The organism is Streptomyces sp. NPDC127038, from assembly GCF_042725875.1.
In the GTDB taxonomy this organism is placed as follows: domain Bacteria; phylum Actinomycetota; class Actinomycetes; order Streptomycetales; family Streptomycetaceae; genus Streptomyces.
This window is the reverse complement of the sequence record NZ_JBHXDQ010000097.1, coordinates 1-21,758: the sequence shown is the minus strand read 5'-3', so window position 1 is coordinate 21,758 and position 21,758 is coordinate 1. Positions and strand designations below refer to the sequence as shown.

General features: G+C 72.5%; 16 protein-coding genes. 12 read left to right on the top strand and 4 right to left on the bottom strand.

The window, feature by feature from the left end:
- The first annotated feature begins 209 nt into the window (after nt 1-209).
- Together ACFWI4_RS38565 and ACFWI4_RS38560 are read left to right on the top strand one after the other, a co-directional pair.
- Nucleotides 210-836: a DUF3043 domain-containing protein gene (locus ACFWI4_RS38565; RefSeq protein ID WP_387206035.1), complete on the top strand. Its 627-nt coding sequence runs from the start codon at nt 210-212 to the stop codon at nt 834-836.
- A gap of 83 nt (nt 837-919) precedes the next feature.
- Complete coding sequence (locus ACFWI4_RS38560; protein ID WP_387206033.1) at nt 920-1,621, top strand: class I SAM-dependent methyltransferase; 702 nt, start codon at nt 920-922, stop codon at nt 1,619-1,621.
- A 324-nt stretch (nt 1,622-1,945) separates the two neighbouring features.
- Here ACFWI4_RS38560 and ACFWI4_RS38555 read toward each other — a convergent pair whose 3' ends face one another.
- Nucleotides 1,946-2,158, bottom strand: a complete 213-nt coding sequence (locus tag ACFWI4_RS38555; RefSeq protein WP_361691930.1) for a hypothetical protein — start codon at nt 2,156-2,158, stop codon at nt 1,946-1,948.
- A gap of 113 nt (nt 2,159-2,271) precedes the next feature.
- On the opposite strand from ACFWI4_RS38555, the gene ACFWI4_RS38550 reads away from it, so the two are divergent.
- Nucleotides 2,272-3,471: a bifunctional adenosylcobinamide kinase/adenosylcobinamide-phosphate guanylyltransferase gene (locus tag ACFWI4_RS38550; RefSeq protein ID WP_387206030.1), complete on the top strand. Its 1,200-nt coding sequence runs from the start codon at nt 2,272-2,274 to the stop codon at nt 3,469-3,471.
- A gap of 38 nt (nt 3,472-3,509) precedes the next feature.
- On the opposite strand, the gene ACFWI4_RS38545 is transcribed toward ACFWI4_RS38550, so the two are convergent.
- Nucleotides 3,510-4,541 (bottom strand): class I SAM-dependent methyltransferase, encoded by a 1,032-nt coding sequence (locus ACFWI4_RS38545; protein ID WP_387206028.1) that lies wholly within the window; start codon nt 4,539-4,541, stop codon nt 3,510-3,512.
- Nucleotides 4,542-4,663: 122 nt separating this feature from the next.
- On the opposite strand from ACFWI4_RS38545, the gene cobT reads away from it, so the two are divergent.
- The 3 genes from cobT (at nt 4,664) to ACFWI4_RS38530 (ending at nt 8,452) form a co-directional block, all read left to right on the top strand.
- Nucleotides 4,664-5,827 (top strand): nicotinate-nucleotide--dimethylbenzimidazole phosphoribosyltransferase, encoded by a 1,164-nt coding sequence (gene cobT / locus ACFWI4_RS38540; RefSeq protein ID WP_387206026.1) that lies wholly within the window; start codon nt 4,664-4,666, stop codon nt 5,825-5,827.
- Between the two features lie 83 nt (nt 5,828-5,910).
- Nucleotides 5,911-7,707 carry a phosphatidylglycerol lysyltransferase domain-containing protein gene (locus tag ACFWI4_RS38535; RefSeq protein ID WP_387206024.1) on the top strand — a complete coding sequence of 599 codons (1,797 nt, stop codon included), beginning with the start codon at nt 5,911-5,913 and terminating at the stop codon, nt 7,705-7,707.
- 43 nt (nt 7,708-7,750) lie between these two features.
- Entirely contained in the window at nt 7,751-8,452 is a 702-nt protein-coding gene (locus tag ACFWI4_RS38530) for a hypothetical protein (protein ID WP_387206022.1), read from the top strand.
- Here the strand turns inward: ACFWI4_RS38530 and ACFWI4_RS38525 are convergent.
- A complete protein-coding gene (locus ACFWI4_RS38525) occupies nt 8,389-9,156 on the bottom strand; it encodes a hypothetical protein (RefSeq protein ID WP_387206020.1) in 768 nt (255 codons plus the stop codon). The two genes, ACFWI4_RS38530 and ACFWI4_RS38525, sit on opposite strands and share 64 nt — an antisense overlap.
- A 60-nt stretch (nt 9,157-9,216) precedes the next feature.
- Here ACFWI4_RS38525 and ACFWI4_RS38520 point away from each other — a divergent pair, with 60 nt between their 5' ends.
- Nucleotides 9,217-10,011, top strand: coding sequence for an adenosylcobinamide-GDP ribazoletransferase (locus ACFWI4_RS38520; protein WP_387206018.1), 795 nt, complete (start codon nt 9,217-9,219; stop codon nt 10,009-10,011).
- Nucleotides 10,012-10,137: 126 nt separating this feature from the next.
- On the opposite strand, the gene ACFWI4_RS38515 is transcribed toward ACFWI4_RS38520, so the two are convergent.
- Nucleotides 10,138-12,168, bottom strand: coding sequence for a hypothetical protein (locus tag ACFWI4_RS38515; protein ID WP_387206016.1), 2,031 nt, complete (start codon nt 12,166-12,168; stop codon nt 10,138-10,140).
- 346 nt (nt 12,169-12,514) lie between these two features.
- On the opposite strand from ACFWI4_RS38515, the gene ACFWI4_RS38510 reads away from it, so the two are divergent.
- The 5 genes from ACFWI4_RS38510 (at nt 12,515) to aceE (ending at nt 21,622) form a co-directional block, all read left to right on the top strand.
- Entirely contained in the window at nt 12,515-14,041 is a 1,527-nt protein-coding gene (locus tag ACFWI4_RS38510; protein WP_385407194.1) for a leucyl aminopeptidase, read from the top strand.
- Nucleotides 14,042-14,356: 315 nt separating this feature from the next.
- Nucleotides 14,357-15,745, top strand: a complete 1,389-nt coding sequence (gene lpdA / locus ACFWI4_RS38505) for a dihydrolipoyl dehydrogenase (protein WP_339128963.1) — start codon at nt 14,357-14,359, stop codon at nt 15,743-15,745.
- Between the two features lie 145 nt (nt 15,746-15,890).
- Entirely contained in the window at nt 15,891-17,678 is a 1,788-nt protein-coding gene (gene sucB / locus ACFWI4_RS38500) for a 2-oxoglutarate dehydrogenase, E2 component, dihydrolipoamide succinyltransferase (protein WP_387206014.1), read from the top strand.
- A 319-nt stretch (nt 17,679-17,997) separates the two neighbouring features.
- Nucleotides 17,998-18,621, top strand: a complete 624-nt coding sequence (locus tag ACFWI4_RS38495) for a GntR family transcriptional regulator (RefSeq protein ID WP_328555938.1) — start codon at nt 17,998-18,000, stop codon at nt 18,619-18,621.
- Nucleotides 18,622-18,916: 295 nt separating this feature from the next.
- Entirely contained in the window at nt 18,917-21,622 is a 2,706-nt protein-coding gene (gene aceE / locus ACFWI4_RS38490; RefSeq protein ID WP_387206012.1) for a pyruvate dehydrogenase (acetyl-transferring), homodimeric type, read from the top strand.
- Nucleotides 21,623-21,758 lie beyond the last annotated feature (136 nt).

Here is a 21,758-nt window from a genome sequence, read left to right as displayed (position 1 = left end):
AGGTACTGCAACAGGACCCACAGTACGGGCCCCACATCCATTACCGCACTGTTCGGGGAAGGATGCGCTCATCCCCAAGGACGATCGTGCCCGTCACCGCTCCGGCGTGAGGAGTAGGTGGCACCCCGGGATCCACCCCGGGACGACATCCCCTCTGTCCAGCACAGACGCAGGGTGTTGCCGGATCGTTCCCCACTCGGCCGACGTCCATGCTCGCGGACCCCGTACCCTTGGGTTTTGTGTTCCGTAGCCGTGCGAAGGAAGAGAAGGCCCCCGCCGACAAGGCGCCGGTGACCGACTCCAAAGTGACCCGTGACCCTCAGGCCCCGAAGGGCCGCCCCACGCCCAAGCGCAGTGAGGCCCAGACCCAGCGCCGCAGCGTCGCCCAGACGCCGTCGACGCGCAAGGAGGCCGCCAAGCGCCAGCGTGACGATCGCCGTACGGCGATGGAGCGGCAGCGCCAGGCGCTGGCCAGCGGTGACGAGCGGTATCTCCCCGTCCGCGACAAGGGCAAGGTCCGCCGGTTCGCCCGCGACTACGTGGACTCGCGGCTCTGCATCGCCGAGCTCTTCCTGCCGCTGGCCGTGATCATCCTCATCCTGAGCGTGGTCCCGGTCGCGATCCTGAAGAACGTGGCGCTGCTGCTGTGGGCGGTCATCATCGTGATGATCGTCGTGGACTCGTTCGTCATCGCGATCCGTCTGCGGAAGCAGCTCAACACCCGCTTCCCCGACGAGAACACCCGGGGCGCGGTCCGCTACGCGCTCATGCGCACCCTCCAGATGCGTCGACTCCGGCTGCCGAAGCCGCAGGTCAAGCGCGGAGAGCGGCCCTGACTACTACGTCGTTCTCCGGGGGCGCGGCGGATGCCTGGCTGAGCAGGCTGGGCGGGCTGCGGGATGTCGTACGGCAGGAACTGGTGGCCCGGCAGCTCGATGAGCAGATAACCGGGCGGTATCCGGTGGGACAGCGCCTTCGGGTGCTCGACGTCGGAGCGGGCCAGGGCACCCAGGCCCTGCGGCTCGCGCGGGCCGGCCACCAGGTGACCGCTCTTGAGCAGGACGCCACGATGCTGTCCGTGGCCCGTGAGGCGCTGGCCGCCGAGCCCGAGGGCATCCGGAGCCGGGTGCGTCTCATCGAGGGCGACGGGCACGAGACCGGTGTGCACTTCCTGCCGGGCAGTTTCGACGTCGTGCTGTGCCACGGCGTGCTGATGTACGTCGAGGAGCCGGACGCGCTGCTCGCCGGGCTGGCGCGGATGCTGGCCCCGGGCGGGCTGCTCTCGCTGCTGGTGCGCAACGCCGACGCGCTGGCCATGCGGCCGGGGATCGGCGGGGACTGGGCGACGGCGCTGGCCTCGTTCGACACGACGGCGTACACCAACCGGCTCGGCCTCGACGTCCGCGCCGACCGGCTCGCCACGCTGACCGGCACGCTCGCCGGGATCGGGGCGCCGCTGCACGCCTGGTACGGGGTGCGCGTCTTCACGGACACGGTGGCCGACGGCGCTCCGGTGCCGCCGGACGCGGAGGTCCTGCTGGCCGCCGAGGAGCGGGCGGGCCGCACGGACCCCTACCGCCAGGTGGCGGCGCTGCTGCACCTGTGCGGCGTACGGGGCTGAACGCGCCCGGGGCCGCTCCGGACGCCGGACGGCCCCCGGGCGTCGATGTCGCCCGCACGGGGTCCTTCGCCGACGGCGGCGGGGGGGGGGGGGGGGGCCCCCCCCCCCCCCCCCCGCCCCCACCCGTAGGGGGGGGGGCGACATTGGCGCGTGGTAAGGGTGGTGTCGAGGCGTAGGTAGACCAGTTGGGGGCGGGTTCGGGGGCTGACGCCGCCGGGGCCCGCCCCGCCCGCCGGCGGGCCCCGGGGCGTCTTTGGCCCCCGCCGGGGGTCCTTCGCCGACGGCGGCGGGTTGCCGGGGACGACCCCGGCAACCCCCACCGGCCTACTCCGCTTCGGCGTGCAGGCTCATCGGACCGTAGATCTGCGTGCTGTCCTCGAAGAGGAACACCTGGTCCGCGCCACCCGCCAGAAGGTCCTTCCACACCTCACCGATCCAGGACTCCGCATCGCCCTGGGTGGTGAACTCCTCGGGCTGCACCGCGGGTTGGACCTCTGTCCCGTCGGACTTCTCGAACCGCCACGTCCATGCCGCCATGTACGCCTCCAAGGTGTGAGCACACTGCACAGCGGAAGCCGGACAAGATCCGTCTCCCGTCCGAAGCCTAGCCGGGCGCGCAAGACGTGCGGGGACACGGAAAAATCGGCGGCGTGGAACTGACACTGCTCGGCACCGGTGCCCCCGCGGGCCTGCCCCGCCCCGACTGTCCCTGCGCCGCCTGCGCGAGCGCGCTCGGCGAGGAGGCGCGGGCGGCCACCGCACTCATGGTCGACGGCACCCTGCTCCTCGACCTCACCCCCGGTGCCGCGTTCGCCGCGGCCCGCGCCGGCCACTCGCTGGGCGGTGTACGGCAGGTGCTGCTCTCCCACCCGCACGACGGGCCCGCCATGGAGGTGCCGGCCGGGCTGCCGCAGCCCGGCCGGGTCCCCGACGGACGGGAGTTGGCCCTGCTGACGGGTCACCGGGTGCGGGCGGTGCCGACGGACGCGCCCGGCACCGGGTACGCGGTCACCGGGCCGGCCGGACAGCGGCTGCTGTACCTGCCGCCGGGCGCGGCCCCCGCGGGCCTGGACGAGAACGGCGGGGCCTACCACATGGTGCTCCTGGACGTGGTGGGCCGCCCCGACGCCCTGGCGAGGCTGCGGGCGGCCGGCGCGGTCGACCCGACGACGGACGTGATCGCGGTGCACCTCGACCACGACGTGCCCCCGGGGGCCGAGCTGCGCAGACGGCTCGCCGCCGCGGGCGCCCGGGCCGTGCCCGACGGGACGACGCTCGACGTGGGCGTCTACGAGGACGTGCCCGACGTCCCGCGCCGGACCCTGGTGCTCGGCGGGGCGCGCTCGGGCAAGTCGGTGGAGGCGGAGCGGCGGATGGAGACCTTCGCCGACGTCCTGTACGTCGCCACGGGAGGCACCCGCGGCGGGGACTCCGAATGGGCGCAGCGGGTCAGTGCCCACCGTGAGCGGCGGCCCGGCTCCTGGCGGACCGTCGAGACCTGCGACCTGGTGCCGCTCCTGGCCGAGAAGGGCCCGCCGCTGCTCGTGGACTGTCTGTCGCTGTGGCTGACGGACGCCATGGACACGGTGAACGCCTGGGACGACGCCGAGTGGTCCGGGGGTGGTGAACGGGCCCTGCGCGCCCGCGTCGAGGAGCTCGTCTCCGCCGTCCGCACCACCCGCCGTACGCTCGTCGCCGTCTCCAACGAGGTCGGCTCGGGCATCGTGCCCGCCACGGCCTCCGGGCGCCGCTACCGCGACGAACTCGGGCGGCTGAACGCGGCGTTCGCCGGGGAGTGCGAGCACGTGCTGCTGGTGGTGGCGGGGCAGGCCCTGACGCTGCGGGGCTGACCCGGCCCGCCGTCCCCCGGCCGCCGGGCCGCGCCGGGTCAGTCCTCCTTGCGGGCGACGACGCGGTAGGCGTTCGAGAAGCGGGTGCGGCGCAGCGCGGGGGCCAGCAGCCGGTCCAGCGCGACGGCCGGGGCGAGGAGCGCGACGGACGCGCGGCCCAGGACGCGGGACGCGGCGCGCCGGAGGGGGGCGGGCGCGGACGGGCGCGAGGGGGCGTCGGGGGCCGGCAGGACGCGCGCGAGGGCCAGCGCGAGGGCGCCGGAGAGGTCGTGGGGTACGTGCGGTTCGCGCCGGTCCGTGGCGACGACCACGCAGCCGAGTGCCTCCAGTTCGCCGAGCAGGCTGGGGAGCGGCACGAGGTGCGGATGGTCCGGACGGCCGTGCGCCGGCCACCACGTGCCGAGCAGCGCGGCGAACGCGCAGTCGGGGTCGGTCGTTTCGACCAGGAGGTGGCCGCCGGGCCGCAACAGCTCCAGCGCGGCGCGCAGTTCCTCGCGGGGTTCGGGCGCGCGATCCAGGTGGTGGAACATGCTCACGACGTCGTAGCGGGCCCGCAGCCGCTCCGCGATCGGGGGGTCGGCGGGCCGTCCGACGTGCGCCTCCTCCACCCGTCCCGCCGCCCGCGCCCGCTCGACCCGCCGTGTCGGGTCGAGTCCGTCGAAGGACGTGTACGGGTGGACCGTCCTGGCCGCCGCGGGGAAGTGTCCGTGCCCGGTGCCGATGTCGAGCCAGCTCTCGGGCTCCGTGAAGGGCAGCAGGGCGCGGGCCGCGGCGCGATGGCGGGCGGCGAGACCGGGGTGGGCGAGCAGCCGGTCGTGCGGGAAGGCCGGCATCCCGGTGGCGCGCCGGGGGTTCTGGAAGACGTGGGCGCAGTCCCCGCACGCGTCGACCACGGACCCTCCCGGCCCGCGCCGGCGCGGGTCCGGTGCGCGCAGCCGGGCGCGCAGGTTCCCGGAGCCGCACCAGGGGCAGTCGGCGCGGCGCGGTTCGGGGAACCGGGCGGTGCCCTGGGCGGGTTCGGCCGTGTCGGCGGCACGGCGTTCGGCGGTCGGCTGCGGGCTGGGGGGCATGGTCGCTCCTGTCGGGGACGAGCCGTACGACAATCCGATACAAAAGGTACGTATGAGATGGCGATCCGGAGTGCAGCGACGTGGCGCGGACGCGTTCGATCAGTGCCGGTACTGTTCGGCGAATGAGCTCGCTTAATCTCGACGACTTCACCGATCTGATCGAGCGTCCCGACGGTGGCGTACGGCGTGACGCCGAGGCGTACCGGGAGCGCAGGACCGTGCCGCCGGGGGCCCTGGGCCGCCTCGACGACCTGGGCGAATGGCTGGCCGCGGCGCAGTCCGCGGTGCCGGTACGGCCGATCGAGCACCCGCGCGCCGTGCTGTTCGCGGGCGACCACGGGGTCGCGGCCCTCGACGTGTCGGCGCGCCCTGCGGGCAGTGCCTCCGCGCTGGTGCGGGCGGTCCTGGAGGGCGCGAGCCCCGCTTCGGTGCTGGCCCGCGGGCTCGGCGTCCCGGTGCGGGTGGTCGACATGTCGCTGGAGGCGGATCCCGCGGAGCTGCCCGAGGACGTCTCGCGGCACCGGGTCCGGCGCGGTTCGGGGCGGATCGACGTCGAGGACGCGATGACGCCGGAGGAGGCGGAGGCCGCGTTCCGGGCCGGGATGGCCGTCGCCGACGAGGAGGCGGACTCCGGTACGGATCTGGTGGTACTCGGCGACATCAGCGTGGGCGGGACCACGGCGGCGGCCGTCCTGGTCGCGGCACTGTGCGGGACCGACGCGTCCGTCGTGACCGGGCGCGGCGGGCAGGCCATCGACGACCTCGCGTGGATGCGCAAGTGCGCCGCGGTGCGCGACGCGCTGCGGCGGGCGCGGCCCGTGCTCGGGGACCAGCTCCAGCTGCTGGCGACGGTGGGCGGGGCCGATCTGGCGGCGATGACCGGGTTCCTGCTCCAGAGCGCGGCGCGGAAGATGCCGGTGATCCTCGACGGGGTCGTGGCGGCGGCGTGCGCGCTGGTCGGACAGCGGGTCGCCTTCCGGGCGCCCGACTGGTGGCTGGCCGGGCAGCGCAGCGGGGAGCCGGCGCAGGCGAAGGCGCTGGACCGGATGGCCCTGGAGCCGTTGCTCGATCACGGGGTGACGGTGGGCGAGGGCGTGGGGGCGTTGCTCGCGCTGCCGCTGGTGCGGGCCGCGGCGAGTCTCGCGGCGGAGCTTCCGGAGGCGGCTTCCCCGGAGGCGGAGGCCCCGGAGGAGCCGGCCGGGTCCACGCCGGACGCCGCTCCGGAGGCCGGGCCCGAGGGCGGTCCGGAATCCGGGCCGGGCGCCGGAGCCGGCTCCGAGGCGTAGCCCAGGCCGGGACGGACCGCCGCTTCCCGATCGCCGGAGGGGCTGAATCTTTACGGGCGTTTTGACCCATATCATCGCCCGTTATGGGAGATGCCCGAATTGCCGTTGACCAGGGACGGGCGTCGGCCCGCCGGAGTGACGGGGAACGGCGGTCCACGGCCGCCTCGCGGCGGTCCGCGGCCTTCGCCGTGTGGTACCTGCGCGCGGTCACGTTCATCAACTTTCTGAGCGCCGCCTGGGTGTCGCTCGGCCAGGACGTGCGCCGGCACAACACCGAGAACTACTTCACGCCCTATCTGCTGACCGCGGGCTTCGCCTCGGGCGTGTTCACGATGTTCCTGGCCATCACGATGCGCCGGCGCAAGCGGGCCGCGTGGATCCTCAACTCCGTGCTCAGCGGCCTGTTCCTGCTGCTGCTGGGTGTCGCGATGGCGTTCCCGGAGATCCGCCAGTACGCGCAGAACTGGGTCTCCCTCGCCCTGACCGCCGCCTTCGTGGTCTCCCTGGCCGCCGGGCGCCGGGAGTTCTACGCCAAGGGCGACCGGTCGAACCCGAAGCTCGCCGCGGCCGTGGCGGCCGGGGGGCTGCTGGTCACCTCGCTGCTCGCCGCGCTGCTGGTCACGGTCACCAACCACGCGCACGACGCCCACCGTTCGACCTTCCTCGACCGCTGGCGCTACGGCACCCTGCGGCTCGTCTCGGTCGCCGCCGACGGCTCCCACTACCCCGGGATCGCCACCCCGAACTGGGTCAACGTCTCGGTCAACGTGCTCAGCACCCTGCTGGTGCTCGCCGCCCTCTACGCGGCCTTCCGCTCCCGGCGCGCCGTCGACCCGCTCACCGAGGACGACGAGAAGCGGCTGCGGGAACTGCTGGAGCGCAACGGCGACCGGGACTCGCTGGGCTACTTCTCGCTGCGCCGGGAGAAGAGCGTGGTCTGGTCGCCCACCGGCAAGGCGGCGGTGGCGTACCGGGTGGTGGGCGGGGTCTCCCTGGCCGGCGGCGACCCCATCGGCGACCCCGAGGCCTGGCCCGGCGCCATCGAGCCCTGGCTCGCCGAGGCCCGCGAGCACGGCTGGATCCCGGCCGTGATGGGCGCGAGCGAGGAGGCGGGCACCGTCTACTCCCGGCACGGGTTCGACGCCCTGGAGCTGGGCGACGAAGCCCTCGTCGAGACCGCCGAGTTCACCCTGGAGGGGCGGGCCATGCGGACCGTCCGGCAGGCCTACAACCGGGTGAAGCGGGCCGGGTACCGGGTGCGCATCCGGCGGCACGAGGACATCCCGGCCGCCGAGATGGCGTATCTGCTCCGGTGCGCGGACGACTGGCGCGACGGGGCGACCGAGCGCGGTTTCAGCATGGCGCTCGGACGGCTCGGCGACCCCGAGGACGGGCGCTGCGTGATGCTCGAATGCACCGACGCCGAGGGCGGGTTGAGGGCGGTGCTGTCCTTCGTGCCCTGGGGCCCCGAGGGGCTCTCCCTCGATCTGATGCGGCGCGACCGCGACGCCGAGAACGGGCTCATGGAGTTCATGGTGATCGAACTCCTGCGGCGCGCGGGGGAGATCGGGATCACTCAGGTCTCACTCAACTTCGCCATGTTCCGTTCGGTCTTCGAACGTGGGGCGCGTCTCGGCGCGGGTCCGGTGCTGCGGCTGTGGCGGTCGCTGCTCAGCTTCTTCTCCCGCTGGTGGCAGATCGAGTCGCTGTACCGGGCCAACGCCAAGTACCGGCCCATCTGGGAGCCGCGGTTCCTGCTCTTCGAGAAGAGCGCGGACCTGCTGCGCATCGGGGTCGCGTCCGCGCGCGCCGAGGGGTTCCTGGAGGCACCGGGCCTGCCGAAGTGGCTGCACCGCAAGCACCTGGGCACGCACAGATGAGACCGGCGGGGGCCGGCGTGAGGAGAGCCGTGGGGACGACCGGATGAGCACACTCGCCCGCTGGGCCCGAGCCGAGTGGGGTCTGCTGTACGCGACCGTCCGCCGGGCCCTGCGGGCGAGGGGGTGGCGGGCGGTCCCGATGACCCTCGGCGCGGTGTGCCTGACGGCCGCCCTCCAGTTCGTCCAGAACCGGCCCTGGGGCTATCAGTTCGTGCAGGACACCGGCGCCGTGCGGGCCGCGGACCCGCTGTGGCAGGCCCTGCTGCGCACCCCGCTCTCGCTGTTCGTGCCCGCGCTCGACCTGCCGGTGTGGGGCGCGCTCGCGCAGATCCTCGTCGTGTTCGGGATCGCCGAGATCACCCTGGGCTGGTGGCGCACGCTCGTCGTCGCGTACGTGGCCACGCTGGCCGGGACGCTGTACGCGCGCGTCGGCATCGCGCTGGGACCGCACCGCCCGCTGGGGCTGCCGGGGGCCGACGCGCTGGTCGTCGACACCGGCCCGTCGGCGGCCGTGGTGGGCCTCGCGGTGTTCCTGGGCTGGCGCTACCGGGCGTACGTGACGGCCGGGATCGTGATCGGCGCCATGGTGGCCGAGGTGATCCTCAAGGACAACCTGGCGGGCAAGGAGCACCTGGCGGCGATCGCCGCGGTGTTCGTGGTCTGCGCTCTCTCTGCGGCGCATCACCGCCGTTCGGGCAGGGAGCGGGCGGGCGCCGGGTCGGGTTTGCCGCCGATCCACTCCTGAACCCTGCGGGCGGGGCCCGCCCAGCGGCGGTCGTGGCGGTAGGAGCGGAGTCTGGACCGGGCGCGGGCCCGCGGCCGGTTCCGGTAGAAGCGCCTGGCCCACGGCGAGGCGGGCTTCGCCAGCCTGACGGCGCCGATGAGGGCGATGAAGGGCACGATCACCCCGAAGATCGCCATCCGGGTCTTGCCCTTGCTCAGGGTGAGCAGCGCGAAGAAGAAGTTCAGGACGATGGTCACGATCGCGCTGGCCCGGTCCTGCGCCTCCTGGTTGCCGACGTCGTTGACGCCGAACGGCGAGAAGCCGCTGAGCATCAGGCCGACGAGGGCCGCCGTGACCACCACGACCTCGACGCTCTTGCGTCCGTCCTCGCTCCAGTAGACGTCGTCGAGGTGCAGGATCAGCGCGAACTCGTCGAGCACGAGACCCGTTCCGATGCCGAACACCACCGCGCTCACACAGGGCCAGAATCCGTAGCGGCTGCCGGCGACCGCGCCGAAGCCCCCGATCACCGTGAGCACGACACCGGGGACCACGTGGTGGATGTGCAGATCGCCGGCCTTGACGTTGCCGAAGGGGCCCTTGCCTGCGCGGATCATCCGCACGATGACGCGGGTGACGACGAAGGTCACCACGAACGAGGCCAGCGCCAGGAACAGGGGGAGCTTCCCGGGCTCGACGATGTTCCGATACAACCAATGACCCATATGCGAACTTTATCCAGCACCGCTGCATCCGCCCGCCGGGCGTCCGGATAGCCTGCGCCGATGTCCAAGACCGCCTCCGGGCCCTCGCCGTCCGACAGTCTGCGTTTCGCCTTCGGCACCCTCACCGTGCTCCCCGTGAAGGTGACCCGCTGGGACCGTGAGGCGGCACGCGGCGGCATGCTGTGCGCCCCGCTGGTGGGTCTGACGGTCGGGGCGGGCGCGGCACTGGCGGGGGTGGCGCTGCTGGCCATGGGCGCGGGCCCGCTGCTCGCGGCCGTGGCCACCGCCGCCGTACCGGCCGCGCTCACCCGGGGTCTGCACCTCGACGGTCTCGCCGACACCGCGGACGGGCTGGGCAGCGGAAAGCCCGCCGAGGACGCGCTGCGGATCATGAAGCAGTCGGACATCGGCCCGTTCGGTGTGATCACCCTCCTGTTCGTCCTGCTCGCCCAGGTGGCCGCACTCGCGCAGGCGTACGAGGTCTCGTGGGGCCGGGGTGCCCTCGCCGCCGTCGTCTCGGCGGGAGCGGCCCGGCTCGCCCTCACGCTCGCCGCCCGCGCCGGGGTGCCCCCGGCCCGCCCCGAGGGACTGGGCGCCGCGGTCGCGGGAACCGTGCCGCCGCGGGGCGCGCTGCTGGTGGCGGCGGCGCTGACGGCGGTGGCGGCGGGCGCGGGCGCGCTCGGGGGGACGTACGGGACGGTGCGCGCCGCGGTGGCGGTGGGCCTCGCCTGCCTGGCGGCCGAACTGCTGCTGCGGCACTGCACCAGGCGGTTCGGCGGGGTCACCGGCGATGTGTTCGGCGGCCTGGCGGAGACGGCGGCGACGACCGCGCTCGTGGTGCTCTCCCTCGGCTGACCCCGGCGTTCACGGGTGAGGGCCCGGCCGTGGGGCCGGGAGAGGGACGGTCTCCCGTGCCGGCACGGACGCGCACCCCGGCCTGAGACGGCCGGGGTGCGCGTGGCGAGCCGTGGTGGTGCGCGCCTAGGCGGGCAGGTTCAGCTTGACGGCGGACTGGAGGAGCTCCGGCGTGGTCCAGTCGTTGCGCTCACCCGCGTACGGGGTGCCGAACGCGGCAGTGCCGAGCGTGAGCTGCTTCGTGGTCCCCTCGGGCACGGTCACCGGGATCTGCGTCCCGTTCGGGGCGGTGACGGTGACCTTGTTGCCGACGCGGTAGGCCGTGACCCTGCCGCTCGCCAGGGCCGTCTGCCAGTCGGTACGGCGCTGGAGCTCCGTGCCGATGGCGCTCTGGCGGGGGTTCTGCAACGGGGCGTTGTCCGCGTAGATCGCCTTGTAGTCGGCGAGCACCTTGTTCAGGACCGGGTAGAGGATGCGGCCCTCGGCCAGGTTGGACTGGTGGACGTAGTGCGGCCGCGGGTCGTTGCCGATGGCGTGGCCGAGCGCGGTGCGCGCCTCGGTCGGGACGATGTAGTCCGCGTAGCCGGTGGCCGTGTTCAGCGGGGCCGTCAGGCAGGTGGACGTGGCGCTGTTCTCACAGACGCCGCTGCCGCCGTCGGCCTTGGAGGTGTAGATGTAGTTGTACTCGTCGGCCATCTCCTCGGGCGTGCCGGTGTTGTAGTAGATGTTCATCGGGTAGCGGGGGACGGTCATCACGCCGTTGCCGACCGAACGCTGCTCGGGCTCACGGGAGTTGTCGGACCCGGTCCACTTGACGCCGTTCGCGGACAGGGCGCGGGCGAGGTTCGGGTTGTCGACGGGCTGCTGGGGCAGCGTCTTGAGACCCGAGTGCTCGCCGGTCACCAGCTCGGTGCGGTCGGTGGAAAGGCCGTGCGAGGCGGCCCAGTTGTTGTTGTTGGAGATCTCCGCGGAGATGTCCGACCGGCTCACCCACTTCGTGGAGCCGTCGGCGTTCTTCGAGCAGGTCCAGGGGACGGTCGTGGTGTCCTGGACGCAGCCGAGGAACAGGTGCGTGTAGGTGTGGTTCATCCAGCGGAACTTGGCCTTGTCGGCCAGCAGTTGGTCCGTGAGGGCGTCGGTGCCGCCGTTGTCGGACTTCCACTCCTCCCCCGCGCCCGCGTTGAAGACCATGTCGAGCGTGAACCCGTGGTCGGCCTCCCACTGGGCGGCGTAGGCGGCGTCGGCCGCGGTCATGCGGATCGGCGTGGTGGTGTCCCCGCCGTCGCTGCCCGCGCAGTCGATGTCGCCCGGGGTGCAGTTGCGCTGGGAGTCCCAGCGCGCGTCGGACGCGAAGACGTCGTCGACGTGGACGGAGAAGTAGTTCCTGGCCTGGCCGAGGTGCACGCCCTGGGTGAGCCAGTCGACGATGCCGCGCGCCAGGACCTTGAACTGCTTCTGGTACTGGTTGTAGGCGAAGGTCACCACGAGTTCGCGGCGCCCGTCGTGCTCGTACTGCCCGAGCATCGAACCGCCCGAGGGCGCGTTCAGGTAGCTGGTGAACCCGTCCCTCGGGTGGGCCGCGTAGCCGTAGGTCTCCTGCACGGCCGGGTCGTTGTCCTCGAAGGTCAGCGGTCCGTCGAGGTAGCGGAACGGGCCGGTCGTGCCCGCCGCGGTGACCTGCGTGGTCTGGCCGTCCAGCACTCCGGACCAGCCGCCGTTCTCACTGGTGTAGTCGAGACCGACCTCCGGGTGGGCCCAGGTGTAGGCGTCGACCTGCGGGATGCCGAACGTCTTCTCGTAAGCCTCCAGAGCGGTCTGTTCGGCCGAACCCGCGCCGAAGGGCGCCTCGTTCGGCAGGACGACGCCCTGGTACTTGGCGCGCGGGACGCCGCCCACGGTGTCACTCAGGAACGTCGCGTTGATGGTCGGGCGGTTCGCGTCGCCCAGGTTGACCGTGGTGTACGGGACACCCTCGTTCTTCAGCTCCGCGGTGATGGCTCCGACCTGGCCCGCGCCGTTGTCCACGACCAGGACCTTGAGGTCGATCCGCGGCGTGACCGCCGCGGACGCACCCGGTGCCCCCATGCCCAGCGCCAGGAGTCCGGCGGCCCCCAGGACGGCAGCCGTCCCTCTCCACCGAAGCAGACTCTGTGCCATATGTAGCTTTCTCCCCCTCGAGCATTCCCCACGGGTGGAAACCATGGGGAATCTGTGGAAATCGTGCAAATCAGTGGACGGCGTGTCCACTGAACACGATGAGTGTGTCTCAGCTCACCGGGAGTGAAGGGCAGGAATCATGGACGGCGCCACCTGTGGGTGAACGTCCGGAGAAATGAGCGAAACCGGGCCCCGAGCGTAGGCTCGTCCCGGGTACACGCCCGCCCCGTCGGGGGCCCCGGCAAGGACCGCCCCCGAGGACGGATCTAGGGTCAGCCGTCGGGCCCGGTCGACCCACCCCCTCTCGGCCACACGAACTTTCAATGGAAGCGGAGATCTCACCACCGTGACTGCTCTCACTCTCAGCACCGCCGCAGCGTCCGGTCTGCGGGCCGACGCGATCGTCGTCGGTGTCGCGAAGGGCCCCAAGGGCCCGGTCGTCGCACCGGGCGCCGAGGCCGTGGACAAGGCGTACGACGGCGGCCTCGCCGGAATCCTGGAGACCCTCGGAGCCTCCGGTTCCGAGGGCGAGGTGACCAAGCTGCCCGCGCCGTCCGGTTTCAAGGCCCCCGTCGTGGTGGCCGTCGGCCTGGGAGCGGTCCCGGAGGACGAGGCCGGCTACGACGCGGAGGCCCTGCGCCGCGCTGCCGGTGTCGCCGCCCGCGCTCTCGCCGGCGCCAAGAAGGCCGCGTTCGCGCTGCCGGTCTCGGACGCCGCCGACGCCGGTGCCGTCGCCGAGGGCGCCCGCCTGGGCGCGTACGGCTTCGACGCCTACAAGGAGGCGGGCCGCGACGAGGCCGCCAAGGGCCGCAAGGGCCCCCTCGGCGAGGTGACCGTCCTCGGCGGCAAGCCCCGGGACGCGGCGTACAAGGCGGCCCTGGCGCGCGCCACCGCCGTGACCGAGGAGCTCAACCGCGCCCGCGACCTCGTCAACACCCCGCCGAACGACCTCAACCCGGAGTCCTTCGCCGCCGTCGCCACCGCGGCCGGCAAGGAGCACGGCATCAAGGTGCAGGTGCTCGACGAGAAGGCCCTGGTCAAGGGCGGCTTCGGCGGCATCCTGGGCGTCGGCGCCGGCTCGGCCGCGGGTCCCCGCCTGGTGAAGCTCTCGTACACCTCCTCCAAGGCCAAGAAGCACCTCGCCTTCGTCGGCAAGGGCATCACCTACGACTCGGGCGGCATCTCGCTCAAGCCGGCCGGCCACAACGAGACGATGAAGTGCGACATGGCCGGCGCCGCCGCGGTGTTCGCCGCCGTCGTCACCGCCGCACGCCTCGGCCTCGAGGTCAACGTGACGGGCTGGCTCGCGCTCGCCGAGAACATGCCGTCCGGCTCAGCCACCCGTCCGGGTGACGTGCTGCGCATGTACAGCGGCAAGACCGTCGAGGTCCTGAACACCGACGCCGAGGGCCGCCTCGTCCTGGCGGACGCGCTGTGGAAGGCGTCCGAGGAGAAGCCCGACGCGATCGTCGACGTGGCGACGCTGACCGGCGCGATGGTGCTGGCGCTCGGCAGCCGCACCTTCGGCGTGATGGCCAACGACGACGCCTTCCGTGGCGCGATCGTCGAGGCCGCCGAGGAGGTCGGCGAGGAGTCCTGGCCGATGCCGCTGCCCGAGCACCTGCGCAAGGGCATGGACTCCCCCACCGCCGACATCGCCAACATGGGCGAGCGCATGGGCGGCGGCCTGGTCGCCGGCCTGTTCCTGCGCGAGTTCGTCGGCGAGGGCATCACCTGGGCGCACCTGGACATCGCGGGCCCCGCGTTCAACGAGGCCGGCCCGTTCGGCTACACCCCCAAGGGCGGCACCGGTTCCGCGGTCCGCACCCTGGTCCGTCTCGCCGAGCTGACGGCGGCGGGCGACCTGGGCTGAGCCCTCCAGCGGCACACGGCCCCGGGCGTGAACGCGCCCGGGGCCGCTCGTTTGGCCGAACGGAGGTTTCGCCCTCGACGAAATCCGCAGGTTCAGCCTGCTCCGCACCCCGTCGACGTGATGGATCAGACGCCGCACACACCGGCCCGGCGTCTCGCTCGCCCTCGACAAGTGCGAAGATGGGTTCTCGGCAGGACAGGGCCCCCACCACAGGGCCGTAGAAAGAGCGGCCGGACACCAGCCGACCGACCGGTCAACCACCCGTAAGGGACAAAGGTGCCCGGCGTAACGGCGCACATGCATGGAGGACGTGACGTGGCGAACGACGCCAGCACCGTTTTCGACCTAGTGATCCTCGGCGGCGGTAGCGGCGGTTACGCCGCGGCGCTGCGCGGAGCGCAGCTGGGCCTGGACGTCGCCCTGATCGAGAAGGACAAGGTCGGCGGTACCTGCCTGCACCGTGGGTGCATCCCCACGAAGGCCCTGCTGCACGCGGGCGAGATCGCCGACCAGGCCCGCGAGAGCGCGCAGTTCGGCGTCAAGGCCACCTTCGAGGGCATCGACGTACCCGCCGTCCACAAGTACAAGGACGGGGTCATCTCGGGCCTGTACAAGGGTCTGCAGGGTCTCATCGCGTCCCGCAAGGTGACGTACATCGAGGGTGAGGGCCGTCTGTCCTCCCCGACCTCCGTCGACGTGAACGGTCAGCGGATCACCGGCCGCCACGTGCTCCTCGCGACCGGCTCCGTGCCGAAGTCGCTGCCGGGCCTGGAGATCGACGGCAACCGCATCATCTCCTCGGACCACGCGCTCGTCCTGGACCGCGTCCCGCAGTCCGCGATCATCCTGGGCGGCGGCGTCATCGGCGTCGAGTTCGCCTCGGCGTGGAAGTCCTTCGGTGCCGAGGTGACGGTCATCGAGGGCCTCAAGCACCTCGTCCCGGTCGAGGACGAGAACTCCTCCAAGCTTCTTGAGCGCGCGTTCCGCAAGCGCGGCATCAAGTTCAACCTGGGCACCTTCTTCTCGAAGGCCGAGTACACCCAGAACGGTGTCAAGGTCACCCTCGCCGACGGCAAGGAGTTCGAGGCCGAGGTCCTGCTCGTCGCGGTGGGCCGCGGCCCGGTCTCCGCCGGTCTCGGCTACGAGGAGCAGGGCGTCGCGATGGACCGCGGCTACGTCCTGGTCGACGAGTACATGCGCACGAACGTCCCCACCATCTCCGCCGTCGGCGACCTCGTCCCGACGCTCCAGCTCGCGCACGTCGGCTTCGCCGAGGGCATGCTGGTCGCGGAGCGGCTGGCGGGTCTGAAGACCGTTCCGATCGACTACGACGGTGTCCCGCGCGTGACGTACTGCCACCCCGAGGTCGCCTCCGTGGGCATCACCGAGGCCAAGGCCAAGGAGATCTACGGCGCGGACAAGGTCGTCGCCCTGAAGTACAGCCTCGCGGGCAACGGCAAGAGCAAGATCCTCAACACCTCGGGCGAGATCAAGCTCGTCCAGGTGAAGGACGGTGCCGTGGTCGGCGTCCACATGGTCGGCGACCGCATGGGCGAGCAGGTCGGCGAAGCCCAGCTGATCTACAACTGGGAAGCGCTGCCGGCCGAGGTCGCCCAGCTCATCCACGCCCACCCGACGCAGAACGAGGCGCTCGGCGAGGCGCACCTCGCCCTCGCGGGCAAGCCGCTGCACGCGCACGACTGATGCGGCCCCGGCCGGGTCTCCCGGCCACCGGCCGTTCCCGGTCACCGCGTCGAGCGCGGCGCGACGACGACCACAGACTTCCGCACTTCCCCGAGCTCTCGGCCCCGGCCGAGCAGGGGAGACCCAATAAGGAGCAACAGAAACCATGCCGGTTTCCGTAACCCTTCCGGCACTCGGTGAGAGCGTCACCGAGGGCACCGTCACCCGCTGGCTGAAGGCCGAGGGCGAGCGCGTCGAGGCCGACGAGCCGCTGCTGGAGGTGTCGACGGACAAGGTCGACACCGAGATCCCCTCGCCCGCCGCCGGCATCCTGGCGTCCATCAAGGTCGCCGAGGACGAGACCGTCGAGGTCGGCGCCGAGCTCGCCGTCATCGACGACGGCACGGGCGCGCCCGCCGCCGCCCCGGCTCCCGCCGCCGCCGAGGCTCCGGCCCCGGCCGCCGCCCCGGCCGCCCCCGCCCCGGTCGCCGAGGCCCCCGCGGCCCCGGCTCCGGCCGCTCCCGCCGCCGCTCCGGCCGGTGGCGCCTCCGGCACCGACGTCGTGCTGCCCGCGCTGGGCGAGTCGGTCACCGAGGGCACCGTCACCCGCTGGCTGAAGCAGGTCGGCGAGGAGGTCGCGGAGGACGAGCCGCTGCTCGAGGTCTCCACGGACAAGGTCGACACCGAGATCCCCGCGCCGGTCGCCGGCGTGCTGCTGGAGATCGTGGTCGGCGAGGACGAGACCGCCGAGGTCGGCGCCAAGCTGGCCGTCATCGGCGCTCCCGGTGCCGCTCCGGCCGCCGCCGCCCCGGCCGCCCCCGCGGCCCCGGCTCCTGCCCCGGCCGCCCCCGCCGCTCCGGCTCCGGCCCCCGTTGCTCCGGCCGCCCCGGCCGCCGCCGCCCCGGTCCAGCCGGCCGCGCCCGCGGCTCCGGTCGCCCCCGCCGCCCCGGCCCCCGCGCCGGTGGCCGCGCCCGCCCCCGTCACCCCGGCCCCGGCGCCCGCCGCGACCTCCGGTGACGACGGCGCGTACGTGACCCCGCTGGTGCGCAAGCTCGCCGCCGAGAACGGCGTCGACCTGGCCGCCGTCAAGGGCACCGGCGTCGGTGGCCGTATCCGCAAGCAGGACGTCGTCGCCGCCGCCGAGGCCGCCAAGGCCGCCGCCGCGGTTCAGGCCCCGGCCGCTGCCGCCGCCCCGGCCGCCGCCAAGAAGGCGCCGGTCCTCGAGGTCTCCCCGCTGCGCGGCCAGACCGTCAAGATGACCCGCATCCGCAAGGTCATCGGCGACAACATGGTCAAGGCCCTGCGCGAGCAGGCGCAGCTGTCCTCGGTGGTCGAGGTCGACATCACCCGGCTGATGAAGCTCCGCGCGCAGGCGAAGGACTCCTTCGCGGCCCGCGAGGGCGTCAAGCTCTCCCCGATGCCGTTCTTCGTCAAGGCCGCCGCCCAGGCGCTGAAGGCCCACCCGGTCATCAACGCCCGGATCAACGAGGCCGAGGGCACGATCACCTACTTCGACGCCGAGAACATCGGTATCGCGGTGGACTCGGAGAAGGGCCTGATGACCCCGGTCATCAAGGGCGCGGGCGACCTGAACATCGCCGGCATCTCGAAGGCCACCGCCGACCTGGCGGGCAAGGTCCGGGCGAACAAGATCACCCCGGACGAGCTGTCCGGCGCGACCTTCACCATCTCCAACACCGGCTCGCGCGGCGCGCTCTTCGACACGATCATCGTGCCGCCGAACCAGGTCGCGATCCTCGGCATCGGTGCCACGGTCAAGCGTCCGGCCGTCATCGAGACGGAGGAGGGCACCGTGATCGGCGTCCGCGACATGACCTACCTGACGCTCTCCTACGACCACCGTCTGGTGGACGGCGCCGACGCCGCCCGCTACCTGACCGCGGTCAAGGCGATCCTGGAGGCCGGCGAGTTCGAGGTCGAGCTCGGCCTGTAACCGGCGACGCCGCACACGGCACGCAGACACGTCACCCCCGTCCGGACCTCCGGGCGGGGGTGACGTGTTTCCGCTGCGCCCGGGTTCCCCCGGCCGCCGTTCTTCCGCCGCGTCCCGGTTTCCGCGATCACATCGGCGGTACGAATCCCGACTTCACCCGGTACGAACCCGTACGGCCGGGAACACTCTGACAGCGTGTAAGTCTCGTCTCACCTGCGGGAAAGCGCCGCCGTGCACCCCTCACGGGCACAGCCGCGGCCTTATTGTCTAAAGGTCAAACGCCCACGAGGGTTTCGCCGCCCCTCCCAAAGGAGTTTTCATGACCGCGCCCGTCGTCCACTCGCTGCGCGAACAGATCCGCGAGCACATCGTGGAGGGGATCGTCAGCGGGCGCTGGAAGCCGGGCGAGCGGATCGTGGAGCGGCGGATCGCCACCGAGCTGGAGGTCAGCCAGACCCCGGTGCGCGAGGCGCTGCGCGAGCTGGAGTCGCTGCGGCTGATCGAGTCGGCGCCGAACAAGGGCGTCCGGGTGCGCAACCTCACCGCCGCCGACCTGGAGGAGAGCTACCCCGTACGGGCCGGTCTGGAGGCCATCGCCGCGGAGCTGGCGGCCGGACGGCTGGCGGAGGACTGCTCGGCCCTCGAACCCCATGTGACGGCCCTGTACGAGGCCGACCGGCTGGCCGACGGGACCGGTCAGGTCCGGCACACCGTGGGCTTCCACCGCGAGCTGGTCCGGGCCGCCGGGAACTCCGTCCTGCTGCACACCTGGGAGGGCCTGGGCATCGAGGTCTTCACCGCCCTGTCCATCCGCTGGCTCGGGACCGTGCAGCAGTCGTACGCGGAGGAGCACGAGGCCCTCGTGGACGCCTTCCGGCGGCGCGACCCGCTGATCGCCGACCTCGTCAAGGCCCACGTCCTCGGCTGCGCCCCGCGCCCCTGAGGAACGGCCGACCGCGTCGGCGCAGGGGAGCACACCCCCGCTCAACCGTGCTCCCACCTGCGAAAACCCCCCGTTTTCACGGCACCCGGTGCCTGGCGGCAAGGCACCCCGTGCCGACTTTCCGATCTGAAGAGGATTTACCCCGGAATCCTTTGATCGATCATCGATCAGGGGGTTACAGTCCTCGACGGGCTCCTACAAGAGCCCTCCGCCCTGTCCTGCCATAGACCAAGGGCACACCCCGAAAACCCCTTGCCGATGAGGGAACCCCCCTCCGCATCCGGAAGGCGGCGCAATGACCGACCCCACCGCAATCCAGCCGAGCGAGCTCGACCAGCTCCCGGACCGCGACCCCGAGGAGACCGCCGAGTGGCAGGCCTCCCTGGACGCCGTCACCCAGGCGGCCGGGCCGCACCGTGCCGCGTACCTGATGCGCCGCACGCTGGAGCGCGCCGAGGGCAACGGTCTCGCGCTGCCCAAGCTGCTCGAGACCGACTACGTCAACACCATCCCCACCGCCGCCGAGCCCTCCGTGGACGGCGACGAGGCGATGGAGACCCGGATCACCGCGTGGAACCGCTGGAACGCGGCCGCGATGGTGACCCGGGGCGCGAAGCACGGCGTCGGCGGCCACATCGCCACCTTCGCCTCAGCGGCCTGGCTCTACGAGACCGGCTTCAACCACTTCTTCAAGGGCAAGGAGGGTGACGGGTCCGGCGACCAGCTCTACATCCAGGGCCACGCCTCCCCCGGCATCTACGCCCGCGCCTTCCTCGACGGCCGGCTGAGCGAGCAGCACCTGGACAACTTCCGCCAGGAGTCGGGCGGCAACGGCCTCCCGTCGTACCCGCACCCGCGCCGGCTGCCCTGGCTGTGGGAGTTCCCGACCGTCTCCATGGGCCTCGGCCCGCTGTCGGCGATCTACCAGGCCCGCTTCAACCGCTACCTCACCAACCGCGGCATCAAGGACGTCTCCGCGTCCCACGTGTGGGCGTTCCTCGGTGACGGCGAGATGGACGAGCCGGAGTCGACGGCGGCACTCGCGCTGGCCTCCCGCGAGGGTCTGGACAACCTGACCTTCGTCATCAACTGCAACCTCCAGCGCCTCGACGGCCCGGTCCGCGCGAACTTCAAGATCGTGCAGGAGCTGGAGGCCCAGTTCCGCGGCGCCGGCTGGAACGTCGTGAAGTCGCTGTGGGGCTCGGCCTGGGACGAGCTGTTCCAGCTCGACACCACGGGCGCGCTCGTCCGCCGCCTGCGCCAGGTGCCCGACGCCCAGGTGCAGACGTACCAGACCCGCGACGCCGCCTACATCCGCCAGGACTTCTTCGGCTCCGACCCGGCGCTCGCCGAGATGGCGAAGCTGCTGAGCGACGACAAGATCCTGGAGTGCTTCCACCTCTCCCGCGGCGGCCACGAGTCGCGCAAGGTGTACGCGGCCTACCGCGCGGCCCTCGCGCACAAGGGCGCGCCGACGGTGATCCTGGCGCAGACGGTCAAGGGCCACACCCTCGGCCCCGGCTTCGCGTCGAAGAACGCCAACCACCAGATGAAGAAGCTGTCCACGGACGAGTTCAAGCAGATGCGTGACCTGCTCGAACTGCCCATCTCCGACAGCCAGTTCGTCGACGGCGTGGTGCCCTACGGCCACCCCGGCGCCGACTCCCCCGAGGTCCGTTACCTCCAGGAGCGCCGCGCGGCCCTCGGCGGCCCGGCCCCGGCCCGCCGCACGCACGCCGTGGCCCCGCTGCCGGCCCCCGCCGACAAGGCGTTCGCGTCCTTCGACAAGGGCTCCGGCTCGCAGAACGTGGCGACGACGATGGCGTTCGTCCGTCTCGTCAAGGACCTGGTCCGCGACAAGGAGACCGGCCGCCGCTGGGTGCCGATCGTCCCGGACGAGGCCCGTACCTTCGGTATGGAGTCGCTCTTCCCGTCGCTGGGCATCTACTCGCCCAAGGGCCAGACGTACGAGCCGGTCGACCGCGACCAGCTGATGTACTACAAGGAGGCCAAGGACGGCCAGATCCTCAACGAGGGGATCACCGAGGCCGGCTCCATGGCGGACTTCATCGCCGCGTCCACCGCGTACTCCACGCACGGCGAGACGATGATCCCCTTCTACATCTTCTACTCGATGTTCGGCTGGCAGCGCACGGCCGACCAGATGTGGCAGCTGGGCGACCAGCTCGGCCGCGGCTTCCTGGTCGGTGCCACGGCGGGCCGTACGACCCTGACCGGTGAGGGTCTCCAGCACGCCGACGGCCACTCCCCCGTCATCGCGGCGACGAACCCCGCGGCGCTGTCCTACGACCCGGCGTTCGCGTACGAGATCGCCGCGATCGTCAAGGACGGTCTGCGCCGGATGTACGGCGAGGCGGCCCCGGGCGAGGACCAGGACGTCTTCTACTACCTGACGGTCTACAACGAGCCGATGCCGCAGCCCGCCAAGCCGGCCGGTCTCGGTGTCGACGAGGGCATCGTCAAGGGCCTGTACCGCTTCAACACGGCGGAGTCGGCGGGCCTGAACGTGGCGGCGGCGAACGCCCCGCGCATCCAGCTCCTCGGCTCCGGCACGGCGATCCACTGGACGCTTGAGGCGCAGAAGCTGCTCGCCGAGGAGTGGGGCGTGGCCGCCGACGTGTGGTCCGCCACCTCCTGGACGGAGCTGCGCCGCGACGCGCTGGAGGCCGACGCGGCCCTGCTGCGCGGCGAGGAGCGGGTGCCGTTCGTCCGCCAGGCGCTGCACGGTGCCGAGGGCCCGGTGCTCGCGGTCTCCGACTACATGCGCCAGGTCCCGGACCAGATCGCGCAGTGGGTCGAGCAGGACTGGTCCTCGCTCGGTGCCGACGGCTTCGGTCTCTCCGACACCCGCCAGGCGGCCCGCCGCCACTTCGGCGTCGACGCGCAGTCGATCGTCGTCGCGGCGCTGGCGCAGCTCGCCCGCCGCGGCGAGGTCAAGGCGTCGGCCGTGAAGGAGGCCCGGGAGCGCTACGGCCTGTAGCGCCCGGAGAGTGACACGGGGAAGGGGCACGGCGGCCGCCGTGCCCCGTCCCCGCGTTACCCGTGCCTTCCGCGCCGGCCGCCCCGCCTCCGCGGTGTCGGTCGTTGTCGGTGGCGCCCCGCCACATGAAAGCATG

Coding starts and splice junctions, on each gene's coding strand:
- ACFWI4_RS38520 (WP_387206018.1), top strand. CDS start 9,217: ATGTCCAAGACCGCCTCCGGGCCCTCGCCGTCCGACAGTCTGCGTTTC.
- aceE (WP_387206012.1), top strand. CDS start 18,917: ATGACCGACCCCACCGCAATCCAGCCGAGCGAGCTCGACCAGCTCCCG.
- ACFWI4_RS38565 (WP_387206035.1), top strand. CDS start 210: ATGCTCGCGGACCCCGTACCCTTGGGTTTTGTGTTCCGTAGCCGTGCG.
- cobT (WP_387206026.1), top strand. CDS start 4,664: ATGAGCTCGCTTAATCTCGACGACTTCACCGATCTGATCGAGCGTCCC.
- ACFWI4_RS38495 (WP_328555938.1), top strand. CDS start 17,998: ATGACCGCGCCCGTCGTCCACTCGCTGCGCGAACAGATCCGCGAGCAC.
- ACFWI4_RS38545 (WP_387206028.1), bottom strand. CDS start 4,541: ATGCCCCCCAGCCCGCAGCCGACCGCCGAACGCCGTGCCGCCGACACG.
- ACFWI4_RS38530 (WP_387206022.1), top strand. CDS start 7,751: ATGAGCACACTCGCCCGCTGGGCCCGAGCCGAGTGGGGTCTGCTGTAC.
- ACFWI4_RS38555 (WP_361691930.1), bottom strand. CDS start 2,158: ATGGCGGCATGGACGTGGCGGTTCGAGAAGTCCGACGGGACAGAGGTC.
- ACFWI4_RS38515 (WP_387206016.1), bottom strand. CDS start 12,168: ATGGCACAGAGTCTGCTTCGGTGGAGAGGGACGGCTGCCGTCCTGGGG.
- sucB (WP_387206014.1), top strand. CDS start 15,891: ATGCCGGTTTCCGTAACCCTTCCGGCACTCGGTGAGAGCGTCACCGAG.
- ACFWI4_RS38525 (WP_387206020.1), bottom strand. CDS start 9,156: ATGGGTCATTGGTTGTATCGGAACATCGTCGAGCCCGGGAAGCTCCCC.
- ACFWI4_RS38535 (WP_387206024.1), top strand. CDS start 5,911: ATGGGAGATGCCCGAATTGCCGTTGACCAGGGACGGGCGTCGGCCCGC.